Consider the following 16,345-nt stretch of genomic DNA (forward strand, 5'->3'; position numbering starts at 1 on the left):
CCGTCCATGACACCCACGCAGATCGAGAGCTACGTCGACGCCGCCGCGGCGGCGCTCGCGTTGCCCCTGTCGCCCGCGCACCGCCCCGGCGTGCTGCGTTACTTCGCGCTCGCGGCCGAGTTCGCAGCGCTGGTGGAGTCGGTACCGCTGGCCATGTCGGCCGAGCCGGCGGTGCATTTCGCTCCGGTGGCGCCCGAGGAGAAGGACGCATGAGCGCCGCGGACCTGCTCCTGCGCGATGCGACCGCCATGGCCGAAGCGGTGCGCGCGGGCGCCGCGAGCGCCACCGCGCTGGTGCAGGCCAGCCTCGAGCGCGTGGACGCCACCGACGGCCGGGTCAACGCGTTCACTGCCGTGCTGGGGGAACGTGCGTTGCGTCGCGCGGCACAGGTCGATGCCTCGCTGGCATCGACGAACGGCGCGCGCACCCGCGAACTGCCGCTGCTCGGCGTGCCGTTCGCGGTGAAGAACCTGTTCGACATCGCCGGCCTGCCCACGCTCGCGGGCTCGAAGATCGAGCGCCAGACCGCGCCCGCGCGCGCCGACGCCGCGCTGGTGCGACGGCTGGAGCGTGCGGGCGCCGTGCTGGTGGGCGCGCTCAACATGGACGAGTACGCCTACGGCTTCACCACCGAGAACAGCCATGAAGGCCCCACGCGCAACCCGCACGACCTCCGGCGCATCGCGGGCGGCTCGTCGGGCGGCTCGGGTGCCGCGGTGGCCGCGGGGCAGGTGCCGCTCGCGCTGGGCTCCGACACCAACGGATCGATCCGCGTGCCCGCGTCGCTGTGCGGCGTGTTCGGCCTCAAGCCCACGTTCGGGCGGCTGCCGCGCACCGGGAGCTTCCCGTTCGTGTCCAGCCTGGACCACCTCGGCCCCTTCGCCCGTTCGGCGCGCGACCTGGCGCTGGTCTACGACGCGCTGCAGGGCCCAGAAGACGCTGGCCACCCGCATGACCCCGGCTGCGCGCAGCGGGCCGTCGAACCTGTATCAGGCGTGCTGGCGCAGGGCGCGCGCGGCCTGCGCATCGGCGTGCTCGGCGGTTATTTCCACCAGCGTGCCGGCGCCCAGGCGCTGGCCGCCGCCGATCTGGTCGCCGATGCGCTGGGCTCGGGCGTCTCGCGGGCCAGCGTGGAACTGCCGCTGGTCGAGGCCGGGCGGGCCGCCGCCTTCCTCATCACCAACGCCGAAGGCGCCGCGCTGCACCTGGATGACCTGCGTCGCCGCGCGCAAGACTTCGAGCCGCTGTCGCGCGACCGCTTCCTGGCCGGAGCGCTGCTGCCGGCCGCCTGGGTGGCGCGCGCGCAGCGCGTGCGCCGTGTGTATGCCGAGGCGGTGGGGCGCCTGTTCGCGCGCTACGACATCCTGCTGGCCCCGGCCACGCCCAGCGCGGCCACGCCCATCGGCGCGGAAAGCTTCGAGGTCAACGGCCAGGTGCTGCCGGTACGGCCCAACATGGGCCTGCTGACCCAGCCCTTCTCGTGCATCGGCCTGCCGGTGTGCGCCGTGCCGGTATGGGGCACGCACGCCAACCAGCCGAACCAGCCCGACCTACCGGTCGGCGTGCAGGTGATCGCTGCGCCGTGGCGCGAAGACCTCGTGCTGCGCGTGGCCGCGGCACTCGAAGCCGCAGGCGTGGCGCATGCGCCGGTCGCCGCACTCAGTTCGGAGGAAACACCCGCATGAACGCAAGCAACATCAACCTGCCCGACGTGCTGTCCGAAGTGCAGGCCGCCTTCGCCCGTTACGAGGACGCGCTGGTGAACAACAAGGTCGAGGTGCTCGACGAGCTGTTCTGGAACAGCCCGACCACGCTGCGCTATGGCGCAACCGAAAACCTCTACGGCTACGACGAGATCCGGGCCTTTCGCGCATCGCGCCCTTCGCAGGGCTTGGCGCGCGAGCTGCTCGTGACCGTCATCACCACCTACGGGCGCGACTTCGCCACCGCGAACTGCGAGTTCCGCCGCGAAGGCGCCGGGCGAAGCGGCCGCCAGAGCCAGACCTGGATGCGCACGCCCGAGGGCTGGCGCGTGGTCTCGGCGCACGTCAGCCTGCTCGGCTGAGCGCCCAGGCACTTCTTTTTCCTTCAGTCCTTCAACCTGTTTTCCAGCAACGGAGTACGTCATGACCAGCCAATTCAATCGCCGCGATTCCCTCAAGACCCTGGCCGCGCTCGGCGCGGCGGGCGGCCTCGGAAGCTGGAGCGCGCTTGCCGCCGCCCAGGCCAAGCCCAAGCCGCTCACCGTCGGCGTGATCTACGTCGGCGCGCGCGACGACTACGGCTACAACCAGGCGCACGCCATGGCCGCCGCCGAGATCAAGAAGCTGCCCGGCGTGAAGGTGGTGGAGGAAGAGAACGTGCCCGAGACGGCGGCCGTGCAGAAGACCATGACCGGCATGATTTCGCAGGACGGCGCGGGCCTGCTCTTTCCCACCTCGTTCGGCTACTTCGATCCGCACATCCTCGCGGTCGCGCCCAAGAACCCCGACGTGCGCTTCTCGCACTGCGGCGGCCTCTGGACCGAAGGCAAGCACCCCAAGAACGTCGGCAGCTTCTTCGGCTACATCGACGAGTGCCAGTACCTCAACGGCGTGATCGCCGCGCACATGACGAAGAGCAACAAGATCGCCTTCGTCGCCGCCAAGCCCATTCCGCAGGTGCTGCGCAACATCAACGCCTTCACGCTCGGCGCGCGCTCGGTCAAGCCGAACATCACCTGCAGCGTGATCTTCACGGGCGACTGGTCGATGGCGGTGAAGGAAGCCGAAGCCACCAACAGCCTGGCCGACCAGGGCTGCGACGTGTTCACGATGCACGTGGACGGCCCCAAGGTGGTGGTCGAGACGGCCGCCAAGCGCGGCAAGATGGTCTGCGGCTACCACGCCAGCCAGGCCAAGCTCGCGCCCAATGCGTACCTCACCGGCGCCGAGTGGAACTGGCTCACCGCCTACAAGACCGCCATCGAGGCCGCGCAGACCGGCAAGCCGCACCCCAACTTCCTGCGCGGCGGCCTGAAGGAAGGCTACGTGAAGATGTCGGCCTACGGCCCCATGGTGCCGGACGCCGCGAAGAAGCACGCCGACGAGATCAAGGCGAAGATGATCGCGGGCAGCTTCGACATCTTCAAGGACGGCATCAAGGACAACAAGGGCGCCGTGGTGGTGCCGGCGGGCAAGGTCCTGAAGCAGACCGACCTGGAGCTCGAGAAGATGAACTACCTCGTCGAAGGCGTCGTCGGAAGCGTCTGAACGACACCCCGGTACCGTCATGCTGCGCCCCGCGCTCTTCAAGGAACTGGCCCTGCCGGTGTTCGCCATCGCGGCGGCGCTGCTGCTGTTCGGGCTGGTGGTGGCCTTCGCCGGTATCGACGCGGTGGAGGTGTGGGCCACGCTGTTCAAGGGCGCGTTCGGCGACTGGTTCTCGTGGCAGAACACGCTGCAGCGCGCCGCGCCGCTGATGCTCACCGCGCTGTGCGTGGCACTGCCCGCGCGCGCGGGGCTCATCGTGATCGGCGGCGAGGGCGCGCTGGTGCTGGGCGGGCTGGCCTGCGCGGCGCTGGCGCATGCGGTGCCGCTGCCGGGCAACGTCGTGGGCACCGTGGCCGTGTGCATTGCCGGTGCGCTCGCGGGCGCGTTGTGGATCGTGCTCGCGGGCTGGCTGCGCCAGTATCGAGGCATCAACGAGACCATCAGCAGCCTGCTGCTGGCCTACATCGCCATCGGCATCTTCAAGCACCTGGTCGAAGGGCCGCTGCGCGACCCGGCAAGCCTCAACAAGCCCTCGACCTACGCGCTGGGCGACGGGCTGCTGATCGGCGGCATCGGCGGTTCCGACGTGCACTGGGGGCTGGTGGTCGGCATCGTGGCCTGCCTCGGGCTCGGCTGGTGGCTGCGCGCCACGGCCTCGGGTTTCTCTGTGCGGGTGGTGGGCGGCAATCCGCGCACCGCGCAGCTCGTCGGCTTGCCAGCCACGCGGCTCATTCTTTCGGCCTGCGGGCTCGGTGGCGCATGCGCGGGGCTCGCGGGCGCCATCGAGGTGGCGGCGGTGCACACCAACGCGAACGCATCGCTGATCGCGGGCTACGGCTACGCGGGCATCCTGGTGTCGTTCATCGCGCGGCACAACCCGGTGGCCATCGTGCCGGTGGCGATCCTGTTCGGCGGTTTCGGCGCGGCGGGCAGCCTGCTGCAGCGCCGGCTGGGCCTGCCCGATGCATCGGTGCTGGTGCTGCAGGGCATCGCCTTCGTGCTGATCCTCGCGAGCGAAGGCCTGCGCACGGTCGACTGGAAGAAGTTCGGCGACCGCATGCTTCCGGAAGCAAGGAGCTACACATGACGGCCGACCAGTGGATCGCGCTGGTCGCCGGCATCGTCGGCGGCGCATTGCGCGTCGGCGCGCCTTTTCTTTTCGTGAGCCTGGGCGAGTGCCTCACCGAGAAGTCGGGCCGCATCAATCTCGGGCTAGAAGGCGTGCTGGTGCTGTCGGCCATGGCGGCCTTCGGCGGCGCGTATCTCGCCGACTCCGCATGGCTCGGCGTGCTGGTCGGCGCGCTGGCCGGCGCTGCGCTCGCGCTGCTGCACGGGCTGCTGTGCTCGCTCGACCGCGTGAACGACGTGGCGACCGGCATCGCGTTGATGCTGCTGGGCACGGGGCTCGCGTTCTACCTGGGCAAGCCGCTGATCCAGCCGCAGGCGCCGCAGATCCCGGCGATCCCGCTGGGCTTCTGGAGCGACAACCCCGTCGTGCGCTCGGCCCTGCAGCTCAACGCGCTGGTGCCCGTCGGCGTGGCGCTCGCGGTGCTGTTGTGGTGGGGCTTTGCGCGCACGCGTGCAGGGCTGCTGGTGCGCATGGCGGGCGACTCGGCGCAGGCCACGCGCGCGCTCGGCTATTCGGTCTCGGGCCTGCGCATCGCGGCCACCACGGCGGGCGGCTTCATCGCCGGGCTGGGCGGCGCGTCGCTCACGCTCTTCTATCCGGGCAGCTGGAACGAAGGCATCTCCAGCGGCCAGGGCCTGATCGCGGTGGCGCTGGTGATCTTCGCGCGCTGGAGCCCGCTGCGCTGCGTGGGCGCGGCGCTGCTCTTCGGCGGCGCTGGCGCCATCGGCCCGGCGCTGCAGTCCATCGGCATCGGCTGGGGCTACCACCTCTTCAACACCGTGCCTTACGTGCTCACGCTGGTGATCCTGGTGTTCACCTGCAGGCCGGGCAGCGCCGCCGCAGGCAGCCCCGGCGAACTCTCATCGACAAGGAACTGAACGCCATGACGACAACGACAACAAAGACCGTCGCCGCCGAGCCCTACGCCTGGCCCTACAACGCGAACATGCGCCCCGACAACACGGCGCTCGTCGTCATCGACATGCAGACCGACTTCTGCGGCAAGGGCGGCTATGTCGACGTGATGGGCTACGACCTCTCCTTGGTGCAGGCGCCCATCCAGCCGATCGCGCGCACGCTGGCGGCGCTGCGGCCGCTGGGCTATCACATCATCCACACGCGCGAGGGCCACCGGCCCGATCTCGGCGACCTGCCGGCCAACAAGCGCTGGCGCTCGCGGCAGATCGGCGCGAACGGCGTGGGCATCGGCGACGACGGGCCGTGCGGGCGCATCCTGGTGCGCGGCGAGCCGGGCTGGGAAATCATTCCCGAGCTGGCGCCGCTGCCGGGCGAGGTGATCATCGACAAGCCCGGCAAGGGCTCGTTCTACGCGACCGACCTCGAACTGATTTTGCGTACGCGCGGCATCGAGAACATCATCCTCGCGGGCATCACCACCGACGTGTGCGTGCACACCACGATGCGCGACGCCAACGACCGCGGCTTCGAATGCCTGCTGCTGTCTGACTGCACGGCGGCCACCGACTACGGCAACCACCTCGCCGCGCTGAAGATGATCACCATGCAGGGCGGCGTGTTCGGCGCGCACGCCACCTCGCAGGCGCTGCTGGCGGCGCTCGGCTGACCGCCATGGGCGCCGCGTCTTCTTCCTCTCACGCCATCGGCGGCCTGCCGGCGGGCAGCGGCGCGCTCGCGCTCGACACCTACGAGCTCACCAAGCGCTTCGGCGACTTCACCGCGATGGACCGCGTGACGATGCGCGTCGAGCCCGGCACGGTGCATGCGCTGCTCGGCGAGAACGGCGCGGGCAAGAGCACGCTGGTGAAATGCGTGGCGGGTTTCCAGCGCGCGGAGGAGGGCAGCATCCTCATCGACGGGCGCGAGCAGGACATCGCCAACCCCATCGTGGCGCGCGCGCTGGGCATCGGCATGGTCTACCAGCACTTCACGCTTGCGCCGGGCATGACGGTGGCCGAGAACCTGCTGCTGGCCGGTGGAAAGACGCCCGCCATCATCGACTGGAAGCGCAAGCGCGCGGAGCTGGAGGCCTTCCTGGCGACCACGCCGTTCAGCCTCGACCTCGACGCGCGGCCTGCCGAACTTGCGGCGGGCGAGAAGCAGAAGCTCGAACTGCTCAAGCAGCTCTACCTGAAGCCGCGCCTGCTGATCCTCGACGAGCCGACCTCGGTGCTCACGCCGCAGGAGGCCGACGAGGTGCTGGGCCACGTGCGCGAGTTCGCGCGCAGCGGGCTGTGCACGGTGCTGATCATCACGCACAAGTTCCGCGAGGTGATGGCGTACGCCGACAGCGTGACGGTGCTCAGGCGCGGCAAGGCGGTGCACCATTGCCGCGTGGCCGACACCAGCCCGGCGCAACTGGCGCAGGCCATGATGGGGGGCGAACAGGTGGCTGCCTCGCCTGCGGCGCAGGCTTGCGTTGCAAGAACGCCCGTGCCCGCCGGCGCGCCGGTCGCGCTGGAGGTCCAAGGACTGAAGGCGCAGGGCGATCGCGGAACGCTGGCGCTGCACGAGCTGAGCCTGTCGGTGCGTGCGGGGGAGATCCTCGGCGTGGCCGGCGTCTCGGGCAACGGGCAGCGCGAGCTGGTCGAAGCGCTGGTGGGGCAGCGCCCGCGCCTTGCAGGCAAGGTCACGGTGATGGGTCAACCTTACGCGGCACGCCGCGCCGAGAACCGCGAGCTCAAGGTGCGCAGCCTGCCGGAGGAGCCGCTGCGCAACGCATGCGTCGGCGACCTGAGCGTCGCGGAGAACATGGCGCTGCGCGACTTCGACCTGCCGCCGCTGTCGCGAGCCGGCGTGCTGAGCTTTCCGTACTGGCGCAGCAGGGCGCGCGAGTGGATCGCCGAATACGGCGTGAAGACCCGGGGCGAGGGCGCGCCGATCCGCAGCCTCTCGGGCGGCAATGTGCAGCGTGCGGTGCTGGCGCGCGAGCTGGCGGGCGACATCAATGTGCTGATCGCGGCGAATCCGGTGTTCGGGCTGGACTTTGCCGCGGTCGCGGAGATCCATTCGCGCATCGTGCAGGTGCGGGAGAAGGGCGGGGCTGTGCTGCTCATCAGCGAGGACCTCGACGAGTTGCTCGAGCTGGCGGACCGCATCGTCGTGATGAGCGAGGGCCGGATCGTGTTCGAGACATCGGCTGCTGGAGCGCAGCGGCATGTGATCGGGGCGCATATGGGCGGTGGGCATCACGAAGGTGCGGCCTAGCCGCTGGCCCGATCCGGAACATTCTTGAGAACCAGCATGCACATCGACGAAGCCAACCCCTTTCCCTATGAGTTCCACGTTTCACGCACGGCGCTCGTGCTGATCGACATGCAGCGCGACTTCATCGAGCCCGGTGGCTTCGGCGAAACGCTTGGCAACGACGTGTCCCTGCTCGAAGCCATCGTTCCCGCGACGAAGGCCGTGCTGCACGCATGGCGGCAGGCGGGCGGGCTTGTCGTGCACACGCGCGAGGCCCACAAGGCCGATCTTTCCGATTGCCCGCCGGCCAAGCGCAATCGCGGCAACCCCACGCTGCGCATCGGCGACGAAGGGCCGATGGGCCGCATCCTCGTGGCGGGGGAGCCGGGCAACCAGATCGTCGAGGCGCTCGCACCCGTCGACGGCGAGATCGTGATCGACAAGCCGGGCAAGGGCGCGTTCTACGCCACCGGCCTGCACGAGCTGCTGCAGGCGCGCGGCATCACGCATCTGCTGTTCGGCGGCGTCACCACCGAGGTCTGCGTGCAGACCAGTATGCGCGAAGCCAACGACCGGGGCTACGACTGCCTGCTGCTGGAGGACTGCACCGAGAGCTACTTTCCCGCGTTCAAGGCGGCCACGCTCGACATGGTGCGCGCGCAGGGCGGCATCGTCGGCTGGACGGCGCCGGGCACGGCGTTGCTTTCCGCGCTGAAGAGCCTTCGATGAAGCCGGCGCCTGCGACTAACATTCCAGCCGTGTCCACAGCCCGATCCAGCCCAGAAACTCCCGTTGCCGCTCCCGACGCGGCGGTCTTCCGCACACGGGCCGACGAGGTCTACGCGCAGCTCAAGCGCGACGTGGCCGATTTCATCCTCGTGCCGGGCGACCGCTTCACCGAGAGCGAGATCAGCGACCGGCTCGGCGTGTCGCGCACGCCGGTGCGGCAGGCGTTGTTCAGGCTGCAGCAGGAGGGGTTCGTCGAGGTTCTGTTTCGCAGCGGCTGGCGCGTGCTGCCCTTCGACTTCGACCAGTTCGAGCAACTCTACGACTTGCGCATGGTGCTGGAGACCACCGCCGTGCACCGCCTGTGCGAGACCGACCGCCACATCGACCGCCGCCTGCTGGAGACGCTGGCCGACATCTGGCTGGTGCCCGCGGCGCAACGCAGCACCGACATGGCGCAGGTCGCGCAGTGGGACGAAGCCTTCCACTGCTCGCTGGTGGCCGCCGCCGGCAATGCCGAGATGGCGCGAGTGCACGGCGACGTGACCGATCGCATCCGCATCATCCGTCGCCTCGACTTCACCAAGCAGCCGCGCATCGACGCCACCTACGACGAGCACGCCAAGATATTGAAGGCGGTGCGCGCGAACCGCGGCGACCAGGCCGCGATGCTGCTGCGCGCGCACATCGAGACCAGCCAGGCAGAGGTGCGCAAGATCACGCTGCACCAGGTGCATCTGGCGCGGCATGCGGGGAAGGTGGCGCCGCGCTGAGCCGGGTCTGGCTCAATCCGCGGTGATATTGCCGCGCTTCACCACCGTGGCCCAGCGGTCCGCATCCTTCTTCAGCAGCGTGCCGAACTCCGCCGGCGTCGAGCTCGCCGGCACCATGCCCTGCGACTCGAACGACTTCGCCACGTCGGGCTGCTTCAGCACCGCCGCGATCTCCTTGTTCAGCCGCGCCACCACGTCCGCGGGCGTGCCCTTGGGCGCGAGCACGCCGTACCACATGTCGACGTTGTCGGCGGTCACGCCGGCCTCGGCGAGGGTGGGCACGTCGGGCAACTGCGGCAGGCGCTTGCCGCTGCCGGTGGCGATGGCCTTGAGCTTGCCGGCCTGGATGTGCTGCAGCGCCACGTGCACCGGCAGGAACATGTAGTCGATGCGCCCGCCCAGCAGGTCGGTCACCGCCCCGGCCGTGCCCTTGTACGGCACGTGCAGCAGATCGGTGCCGGTGCCTTGCATGAGCAGCGCCATCGACAGGTGGTGCGGCGTGCCCACGCCCGGGGTGGCGTAGGTCAGCTTGCCGGGCTCGGCCTTGGCCGCGCTCACCATCTGCTGCACCGACGACACCTTCTGCACGTTCGGGTTGGTCACCAGCAGCAGCGTGCCCCACGAGGTGAGCGACACGGGGGCGAAGTCGGCCACCGGGTCGTAGCCCAGCGAGCGATACAGGCTGCGGTTCATCACCAGCGTGTTGACCTGCACCAGCAGCGTGTAGCCGTCGGGCTTGGCGCGCGCCACGCGCTCGCTGCCGATGTTGCCGCTGGCGCCGGCCACGTTCTCCACGATCACCGGCTGGCCCAGTTTCGCGGGCAGGCGTGCCGAGAGCTGGCGGGCGATCAGGTCGATGCCGGTGCCGGGGGTGTAGGGCACCACCAGCGTGATGGCCTGCTCGGGCCAGGCGAATGCGGTGGTAGCGGTGCCTGCCATGACGAGCAGGGCGGCGAGGGTCTTCTTGATCAGCGATCGCATGGTCTTTTCAGTCTCCGTGTTCTTCCGGGGTTGCCTGTCGGTTCAAAGGTAGGAGGCGCGCGCCTTCAGGGCGGCAGGGTCGTAGCCCGCCACGCGCTTGTAGTTGTCCGAGATGGCCTGCAGCTCGGCAACGGGCACGACCTGCTCGATGTTCCCGAAGCGCTTGCCGCCCGAGCGCTCGAACACTTCGCGCAGGATGGCGTCGGGCGGATTGCTGCGGTTGGTCAGCACCACGTCGGTGGTGGCCTTGACGCGCACGCGGTCGTAGTCTTCGAGCGCGGCCGCTCCGACGCCCATCTTCTTCAGCGCACCCGCGAGGTAGCGCGCGTCGATGATGGCCTGCCCCGCGCCGTTGGAGCCGCGCGGAACCATCGGGTGCGCGGCGTCGCCCAGCAGCGTGAGGCGGCCGTGCGTCCAGCGCGGCAGCGGGTCCTGGTCGACCATCGGATATTCGAGGATGGTGTCGGAGGCGAGGATCAGCGCGGGCACGTCGAGCCAGTCGAAATGCCAGTCGGCGAAGGCCGGCAGGAAGTCTTCGAGCCGGCCCGCGCGGCTCCAGTCGCGCATGGCGGGCTGCGGCGCGTGGATCTCGGCGACCCAGTTCACCAGCTGGCGGCCCTCGGCGTCGATGTTCTCGCGGATCGGGTAGATCACCATCTTGCCGACCGAGAGCCAGCCCGCGCGCACCATGCTGCCGCCGGAGAGGAAAGGCTTCCAGCGCGCGGTGCCGCGCCACATGTTGATGCCCGAGTAGCGCGGCGCGCCTTCGTCGGGATAGAGCTGCTTGCGCAGCGCCGAGTGGATGCCGTCGCAGCCCACGGCGACTGCGCCGCGCACAGGCGGCGCATCGGCGAAATGCACGGTGACGCCGTCCGCGTCCTGCTCCACGTGCGTGCAGCGGCGGCCGCACACCACGCTGTCGGAGCCGAGGCGCTTGAGCGTCTCTTCGTACAGCACCGTCTGCAGGTCGCCGCGGTGGATGGAGAACTGGGGCCAGTCGTAGCCCGCATGCCGGCCCGCCGCCTCGCGGAACACCAGCTGGCCGTGCTCGGTGAAGAACACGGCTTCCTTCGTGCGCACGCCCACCTTGTCGAGGGCCTCCAGCAGCCCGAGTTCGGTGAGTTCGCGCACCGCGTGCGGCAGCAGGTTGATGCCCACGCCCAGCGGCTTGAGTTCGGGCACGGCTTCGTACACGCGGCAGGGAATGCCGGCCTGGTGCAGGCTCAGCGCGAGGGTCAGGCCGCCGATGCCGGCGCCTAGGATGATGACTTCGTTGCTCATGATGATCGGTCGTTGCGACGCGTTGCTTTGTCTCGGCCCGCATTAGGAACGCAGACGGATCATTTGGGAAATTTAGATGTGATATGGATTTATCATGAATCAATATGAATCTATCGACCCGCCAGCTGCGCGCTTTCCTCCAGGTGGCGCGCGTGGGCAACTTCACCCGCGCAGCAGAGCAGGCGCACATCACGCAGGCGGGGCTCAGCATCCTGATCCGCGAGATGGAAAAGCAGCTGGGCTGCCGGCTCTTCGACCGCACCACGCGCGTGGTGAGCCTCACGCCCGCGGGCCGGCGCCTGCTGCCGGTGGTGGAGCGGATGGTGACCGACCTCGACGACGTGGCCGCCGAGCTGGGCGCCGAGGGCGACGCGGCACGCCAGACGCTGCGCATCGCGGCCACGCCGCTGGTGTCGTCGAACCTTCTGCCGCAGGTGTTCGCCAGCTTCCGCGCCGCGCATCCGCAGGTGAGCCTGCGCCTCTTCGACGCCGACCTGCGCGACGTGGAGGCGATGGTGGCCGCCGGCGAGGCCGACGTGGGCCTGGGCTTCTTCTTCAAGGCCGCGCCGGGGCTGTCGCGCGAGCCGGTGGGGCGCTTTCACCTGATGCGCGTGGAGGCCGGAGAGCCGCAGGCCACAGGCACCGCGCCCTGGTCGGCATTGCGCGGCGCCGAGCTCGTCGGCCTGCCGCCCGGCAACCCGATCCAGAAGGTGATCGACCAGCATCTCGCCGCCATCGGCCGCGCCGATGCGCAGCGCACCGCATTCAACTTCTTCGGCACGCTGATCTCGATGGTGGAGGCCGGCTTCGGCACCGCCGTGATGCCGACCTTCGCGCTCGCCGCCTGCCGCCGCCACCGCGTGCGCACCGACGTGCTGACCAAGCCGAAGGTGGGGCTCGACTTCTACCGCATCACCAAGCGCGGGGCGTACGAGACGGAGGCCATGCAGGCCTTCGTCGCCACGCTGGAGAAGGCGCTGCCCGAGCTGTCGCGCTGAAGCTCAGACCATCGCGTTGTCGGCGCCGGGAATCTCGTGTGCCTTGATCTGGCGCCGCGTGAGCTTGTAGAGCGTGGACGACAGGAAGCCGTCCTGGTGACAGGTCTTCGTCACGTTCCGGACGTATTCGCTTTCGGGGGCGACGGCCTGCGCGCCCATGATCCATCGCACGCTTTCGCGGTAGTCGTAGAGCTTCTTGTCGTCGCTGTCAGCCAGCAGCACCGACATCGTGGCCATGGCGGTGGCATCGCCTTGCTGTGCGTGTTCGCGTACCAGCTCGAGGTATTCGTGGCGCGCGGGAACGTCCTCCAGCGCGCCGATGAACATCAGCATGCTTTCGAGGCCCTCGGAGTGCCCCAGTTCGTGTGCCTGGCGAGCGGCTTCCACGGCCTGCCGCAGGAGACGTGAACGCTCGGCCGGTTCCTGGGTGGCCTGGCCGAGGTTGTAGCTGGCGTAACCCAGCTTGTATGCACCCATGTTGCCGCCGCCTTCGGCCGTCTGGCCGTAATAGCGAATGGCCTTGGCCAGGTCGGGCGCGACGTGCACGCCTTCCTCGTGGAACAGGCCGAGCAGGTAGTCGCAGGAATCGCCGCCCGCGGCCAGGCCCATGGTCGCCAGTTCGAATGCATCCGCTTCGCGATTGCCCCTGCGGAACGCGTAGGACACCTTGTTCCATGCGAGCGAGCCGGGGGCGTGCCGGCGCGCGGCCTCGAGCCAGGCTTCTGCGGCCGCCGCGTTCGGAACAAAGCCCAGCAGGCCCTTCAGGCTGCAGTACCCGTGGAGGATCATCGCGGCAGTGCATTCCCCGGCATTGGCGCTGCGCACGATGGCCTGGCCCAGCCACGACGGATCCTGCGGCTCGAGCTGGAACAACAAGAACACAGCCCGGGCCATCGCGTCGTCGTCTTCGATGGGCCAGTGCGCCTCCGCTTCCTTGAGGAAGGCGAAAGCCTGCGGCTGATCACCGAGTCCGTAGTGGGCGCTGGAAATCCAGTACAGAGTCTCCCAGCGGTGATAGGGGTACAGGGCCTCTTCGGCGCGCTTGCGGGCGGCCTCTATCCACTGGCGAACGTCTTCGGGATCGTCGTCCTCGTCCACTTCGTTCCCCAGATGGTCGTCGCGCCAGATTTCATGGCGCAGCCGGTCTTTCTCTACCTCGTCCAGGTGCGCGCAAGTGGGCGAAGCGATGAAGGCCCGCACCCGGTCGTGGCTGCCGCCCCAGCGCGGCTGCATGAACCAGATGCATTGGCGCAGGAAGAAGAACAGGCGCGGATGCAGATGGATGGTGGCGTGCATCCAGTACTGCCTGCCGCTCAGCAGCTTCTTGCCTTGCATCGGTGGTGGCAGGGACTCGGGTACGGTCTGAGGACAGGCAATGCGTTCGTCGGCGCGGATGCCGGAGCGCGCGAGCATGGCCAGCAATTCGTCGCGCGCGTCGGCAGGCATGCCTTCGAGCGCCAGGTCGTGCGCCAGCTCGCCGGCCGGGCCGCGGCCGCTGCGCACCAGTTCCGACAGCCATGCGGGCTCCTCGAAGGCGGCCACGCTCTGCATCAGCAGGGCGGGCGCGCTCCACAGCGTGGGGCTTCGCTCCAGCGCCCGAATGGCGCAGACCGCCGCGTGCGTGCAGCAGGCGTGGGCGCAGGTCCATCCCAGCTCGGTCACCGTGTTCGACCAGCCGGAGCCCCGGTACTCGTAGGCCCAGTGGAACCAGTAGTGCGCCTCGCACAGCCATGCGTGCGCCGACTCCGGTCGGGCCGCCTGCCAGGCGCGCAGAAGCGCCAGTCCTTCGGCGCCCGAATCGATGCAGTCCTTCAGGTCGGCGGGCAGTGCGGCGTAGTACCGCTCCTCGCTGGTGCGATCGTGAAAGCTCGCGGCGAGCGCCTCATCGAAGAGCTGGTCGAGCGTGTCGTAGTCGCCTGCGCGCAGCAGCGCACTGGCGTCGCAGACTTTCCACGGCGAAGGAATCGGAGCGATCGTGGTCATGGCGTGAGTTGCAAAAAAGGAAACGGAGACGCCAGCACTCGTCAGACGGGCCGAGGCTGGGGGTCGAAGATGCGATAGCGCTTCCAGGGCAGAGCGAGCCAGCTGCCTTCGGCGTTGCGAAGGTGTTCGTGCACCTCCATCATGGCGCGTGTCGAGGCGGGGCCGTCCTGGTTGCTCATGCGCAGCCAGTGCTCGCGCGCCCGGGCGTAGGCCAGGCCGAAGTCTTCCCAGCTCTCGAAGCTGTCCTGTGCGCGCTGCGCGTTGAGAAAGAGCACCAGCCAGGCGCGTGCCTCCGGTACCCAGCCGAGGTGGGCGATGCAACGCACCAGGAAGGCCGTGCGCGCGCAGTCGAACGCCAGCGCGTCGCGTACGCGGCCTTGTGCCGCGAGTTGTTCGTAGAAGCCGTCGTGCGAGCGCCCCAGGCCCCCGACCCAGCCGTCGAGCGCTTCCTGCATGCGTGCGCCGATGGCCGAAGCGGGGAGGTCGGCGGCGATGTTCATTTCGCGCAGCACCTGGCGCGCGAGTTGCTCGCGCCTGTCCGCGGGAAGGTCGAGCGCCAGCGTGTCGCCGTTGCATGGAAGGCCGTTGCGAATCGACAGAATGTCACCGAGCGCAAGAGCCCAGCGGCGGCGATTGGGCGGCGCGGCTTCGGCCCTGGCGCGGAGGGCTCGCAGCGCGGGATCGTCCCTGGCGGGCAAGGCCGTGTTGCTGCCGTCCTGACCGTCGCCTTCGCGCACCACGCCCCACAAGACGGCAGCCGTGCGCAGCACGATGAAGAGCACCACCAGGCCGGCGAGCCACGCGAGCGCCGTCAGCATGCGGCGCCTTTGCGGACGAGATCGAGCGGAATGCCCTCGATCTCGCAGGCCCCCGCGGGCATCTCCCGCAGTGCGGCCGGCAGCGCGTCTTGCGGCAGCGTGAGGCGCGCGGCTGCAGCCACTCCCGGGTCGATCTGCCGAAGCCGCGCCAGTTCGCCTGGCGCAATGCGCAGCAACAGCCATTGCAGCACGGCCGGCGGTTGCTCGAAGTGCTCGGCCAGGTGGAAGTTGGCGCTCATCACGCTGAGCAGATAGTTGGCGTCGCCCACCTCGGTAACGAACTTCCATCGGCCGGCGGATGGGTCTTGCGCGGTCGCCTGGGGCTCGAACACCAGGCCCATGCCTTCGCAGTCGGGATGCCGTTCGCCCCGTGGCGCGACGGTGCGCAGGAACTGCAGCACGTCGTCCGCGTACTTGCGGATCGGGTGGCGGTTCTGCTTGCCCTTGATCTGGTCCACGCGCAGGCCGTCCGGATGCACGGCGAGGCTGATGGTCACGTGCGGCATGTTGCCCGCGCTGCGCAGCGTGAACAGGCGCAGCCGGCCGTCCTGCGCCGCCTGCGCGTACTGCTCTCCGTAGCCGCCGCTGAGCTTCTTGAGGCTCGCGAACTGGCCCAGGCAGTGCTGCATGTGGTAGGACTCGTACGCCATTTCCTCGCGCAGCGCGGCGTGCCGGCCGTCGAATTCGAAGATCACGCCGTTGGGCGTGCGCAGTACTTCGCGCAGGGCCAGGCCGCTGCTGGGGACCCAGCCCTTGCTGCGGCGCGACTGCATGCGCTGGTGCTCCTGCTCCCACATCGTCAGCGCCATGAAGCAGTTGATGCGTTGCAGCTTCTGTTCGAGCCGCGTGCCACGCCGCGAACGCAGGAACTCGACCAGCACGCGCTCGCGTTCGATCAGCAGGAGATGCTCGGGGTCGAGATACCAGCAGTCCTTGTCGGCCCCGGCAGCGGACGGCCGCAGGAGCCTGGCCAGCCACTCCGGCACCGGATCGCCGGTGCCGGTCACGGCCTGATAGTCGGCAATCGATCGCAGCGGCACCACATGCTCGAAGCTGCCGATCGCCCAGCGGAAGAAATGGTTGCGCAGCCACGCCTGCATGTCGGGCTCGTCGCCCCGTTCGGTGCTGCGCCGGGTGATCGCTGCCTTGACCTCGGGCGCGTTGACCACGTCACGTGGCAGATAGGCGTTGGCTGGCGAAGGATTGGGTGCGGGTGCTGGCAGCGGCATCGGACCCGGAT

Annotated in this window: 16 protein-coding genes; 11 read left to right on the forward strand and 5 right to left on the reverse strand. The window is 69.3% G+C overall.

What is annotated here, in order from left to right; genetic code table 11:
• Positions 1-6: 6 nt before the first annotated feature.
• The 10 genes from ABL844_RS01860 to ABL844_RS01905 all read left to right on the forward strand — a co-directional run bounded on the left by ABL844_RS01860 (position 7) and on the right by ABL844_RS01905 (position 9,044).
• A complete protein-coding gene (locus ABL844_RS01860; RefSeq protein WP_126022414.1) occupies positions 7-213 on the forward strand; it encodes an AtzG-like protein in 207 nt (68 codons plus the stop codon).
• On the forward strand, positions 210-1,685 hold the full coding sequence (locus ABL844_RS01865; RefSeq protein WP_418130317.1) for an AtzE family amidohydrolase: 1,476 nt from the start codon (positions 210-212) through the stop codon (positions 1,683-1,685). Before ABL844_RS01860 ends, ABL844_RS01865 begins: the two co-directional genes overlap by 4 nt.
• Positions 1,682-2,065, forward strand: coding sequence for an oxalurate catabolism protein HpxZ (hpxZ, locus tag ABL844_RS01870; protein ID WP_418130318.1), 384 nt, complete (start codon positions 1,682-1,684; stop codon positions 2,063-2,065). The genes ABL844_RS01865 and hpxZ overlap by 4 nt, the downstream gene beginning before the upstream one ends.
• Before the next feature lie 61 nt (positions 2,066-2,126).
• Positions 2,127-3,251 carry a BMP family ABC transporter substrate-binding protein gene (locus ABL844_RS01875; protein WP_184640357.1) on the forward strand — a complete coding sequence of 375 codons (1,125 nt, stop codon included), beginning with the start codon at positions 2,127-2,129 and terminating at the stop codon, positions 3,249-3,251.
• A 19-nt stretch (positions 3,252-3,270) separates the two neighbouring features.
• Positions 3,271-4,338 (forward strand): ABC transporter permease, encoded by a 1,068-nt coding sequence (locus ABL844_RS01880; RefSeq protein ID WP_418130319.1) that lies wholly within the window; start codon positions 3,271-3,273, stop codon positions 4,336-4,338.
• Entirely contained in the window at positions 4,335-5,258 is a 924-nt protein-coding gene (locus tag ABL844_RS01885) for an ABC transporter permease (RefSeq protein WP_418130320.1), read from the forward strand. Before ABL844_RS01880 ends, ABL844_RS01885 begins: the two co-directional genes overlap by 4 nt.
• A 5-nt stretch (positions 5,259-5,263) precedes the next feature.
• Positions 5,264-5,965 (forward strand): cysteine hydrolase family protein, encoded by a 702-nt coding sequence (locus ABL844_RS01890; RefSeq protein WP_418130321.1) that lies wholly within the window; start codon positions 5,264-5,266, stop codon positions 5,963-5,965.
• A 5-nt stretch (positions 5,966-5,970) separates the two neighbouring features.
• The gene (locus tag ABL844_RS01895) at positions 5,971-7,566 is read left to right on the forward strand and encodes an ABC transporter ATP-binding protein (RefSeq protein WP_418130322.1); all 1,596 of its coding nucleotides are present in this window, start codon (positions 5,971-5,973) and stop codon (positions 7,564-7,566) included.
• A 36-nt stretch (positions 7,567-7,602) separates the two neighbouring features.
• Positions 7,603-8,274 carry a cysteine hydrolase family protein gene (locus tag ABL844_RS01900; RefSeq protein ID WP_418130323.1) on the forward strand — a complete coding sequence of 224 codons (672 nt, stop codon included), beginning with the start codon at positions 7,603-7,605 and terminating at the stop codon, positions 8,272-8,274.
• Entirely contained in the window at positions 8,271-9,044 is a 774-nt protein-coding gene (locus ABL844_RS01905) for a GntR family transcriptional regulator (RefSeq protein ID WP_221297598.1), read from the forward strand. Before ABL844_RS01900 ends, ABL844_RS01905 begins: the two co-directional genes overlap by 4 nt.
• A 12-nt stretch (positions 9,045-9,056) precedes the next feature.
• Here the strand turns inward: ABL844_RS01905 and ABL844_RS01910 are convergent, their stop codons facing one another.
• On the reverse strand, positions 9,057-10,025 hold the full coding sequence (locus ABL844_RS01910; RefSeq protein WP_418130324.1) for a Bug family tripartite tricarboxylate transporter substrate binding protein: 969 nt from the start codon (positions 10,023-10,025) through the stop codon (positions 9,057-9,059).
• Between the two features lie 42 nt (positions 10,026-10,067).
• On the reverse strand, positions 10,068-11,306 hold the full coding sequence (locus ABL844_RS01915; protein WP_418130325.1) for a flavin-dependent oxidoreductase: 1,239 nt from the start codon (positions 11,304-11,306) through the stop codon (positions 10,068-10,070).
• 104 nt (positions 11,307-11,410) lie between these two features.
• On the opposite strand from ABL844_RS01915, the gene ABL844_RS01920 reads away from it, so the two are divergent.
• Positions 11,411-12,304, forward strand: a complete 894-nt coding sequence (locus tag ABL844_RS01920; protein ID WP_184640342.1) for a LysR family transcriptional regulator — start codon at positions 11,411-11,413, stop codon at positions 12,302-12,304.
• A gap of 3 nt (positions 12,305-12,307) precedes the next feature.
• On the opposite strand, the gene ABL844_RS01925 is transcribed toward ABL844_RS01920, so the two are convergent.
• Genes ABL844_RS01925 through ABL844_RS01935 form a run of 3 tightly spaced genes read right to left on the reverse strand, consistent with a single transcriptional unit; the run spans position 12,308 to position 16,334 of the window.
• Positions 12,308-14,287, reverse strand: a complete 1,980-nt coding sequence (locus ABL844_RS01925) for a DUF4034 domain-containing protein (RefSeq protein ID WP_418130326.1) — start codon at positions 14,285-14,287, stop codon at positions 12,308-12,310.
• A 41-nt stretch (positions 14,288-14,328) separates the two neighbouring features.
• The gene (locus tag ABL844_RS01930) at positions 14,329-15,105 is read right to left on the reverse strand and encodes a DUF1266 domain-containing protein (RefSeq protein ID WP_418130327.1); all 777 of its coding nucleotides are present in this window, start codon (positions 15,103-15,105) and stop codon (positions 14,329-14,331) included.
• Positions 15,099-16,334, reverse strand: a complete 1,236-nt coding sequence (locus tag ABL844_RS01935) for a hypothetical protein (RefSeq protein ID WP_418130328.1) — start codon at positions 16,332-16,334, stop codon at positions 15,099-15,101. The genes ABL844_RS01930 and ABL844_RS01935 overlap by 7 nt, the downstream gene beginning before the upstream one ends.
• Positions 16,335-16,345 lie beyond the last annotated feature (11 nt).

The organism is Variovorax sp. 278MFTsu5.1, from assembly GCF_048305045.1.
Taxonomy (GTDB): domain Bacteria; phylum Pseudomonadota; class Gammaproteobacteria; order Burkholderiales; family Burkholderiaceae_C; genus Variovorax; species Variovorax guangxiensis.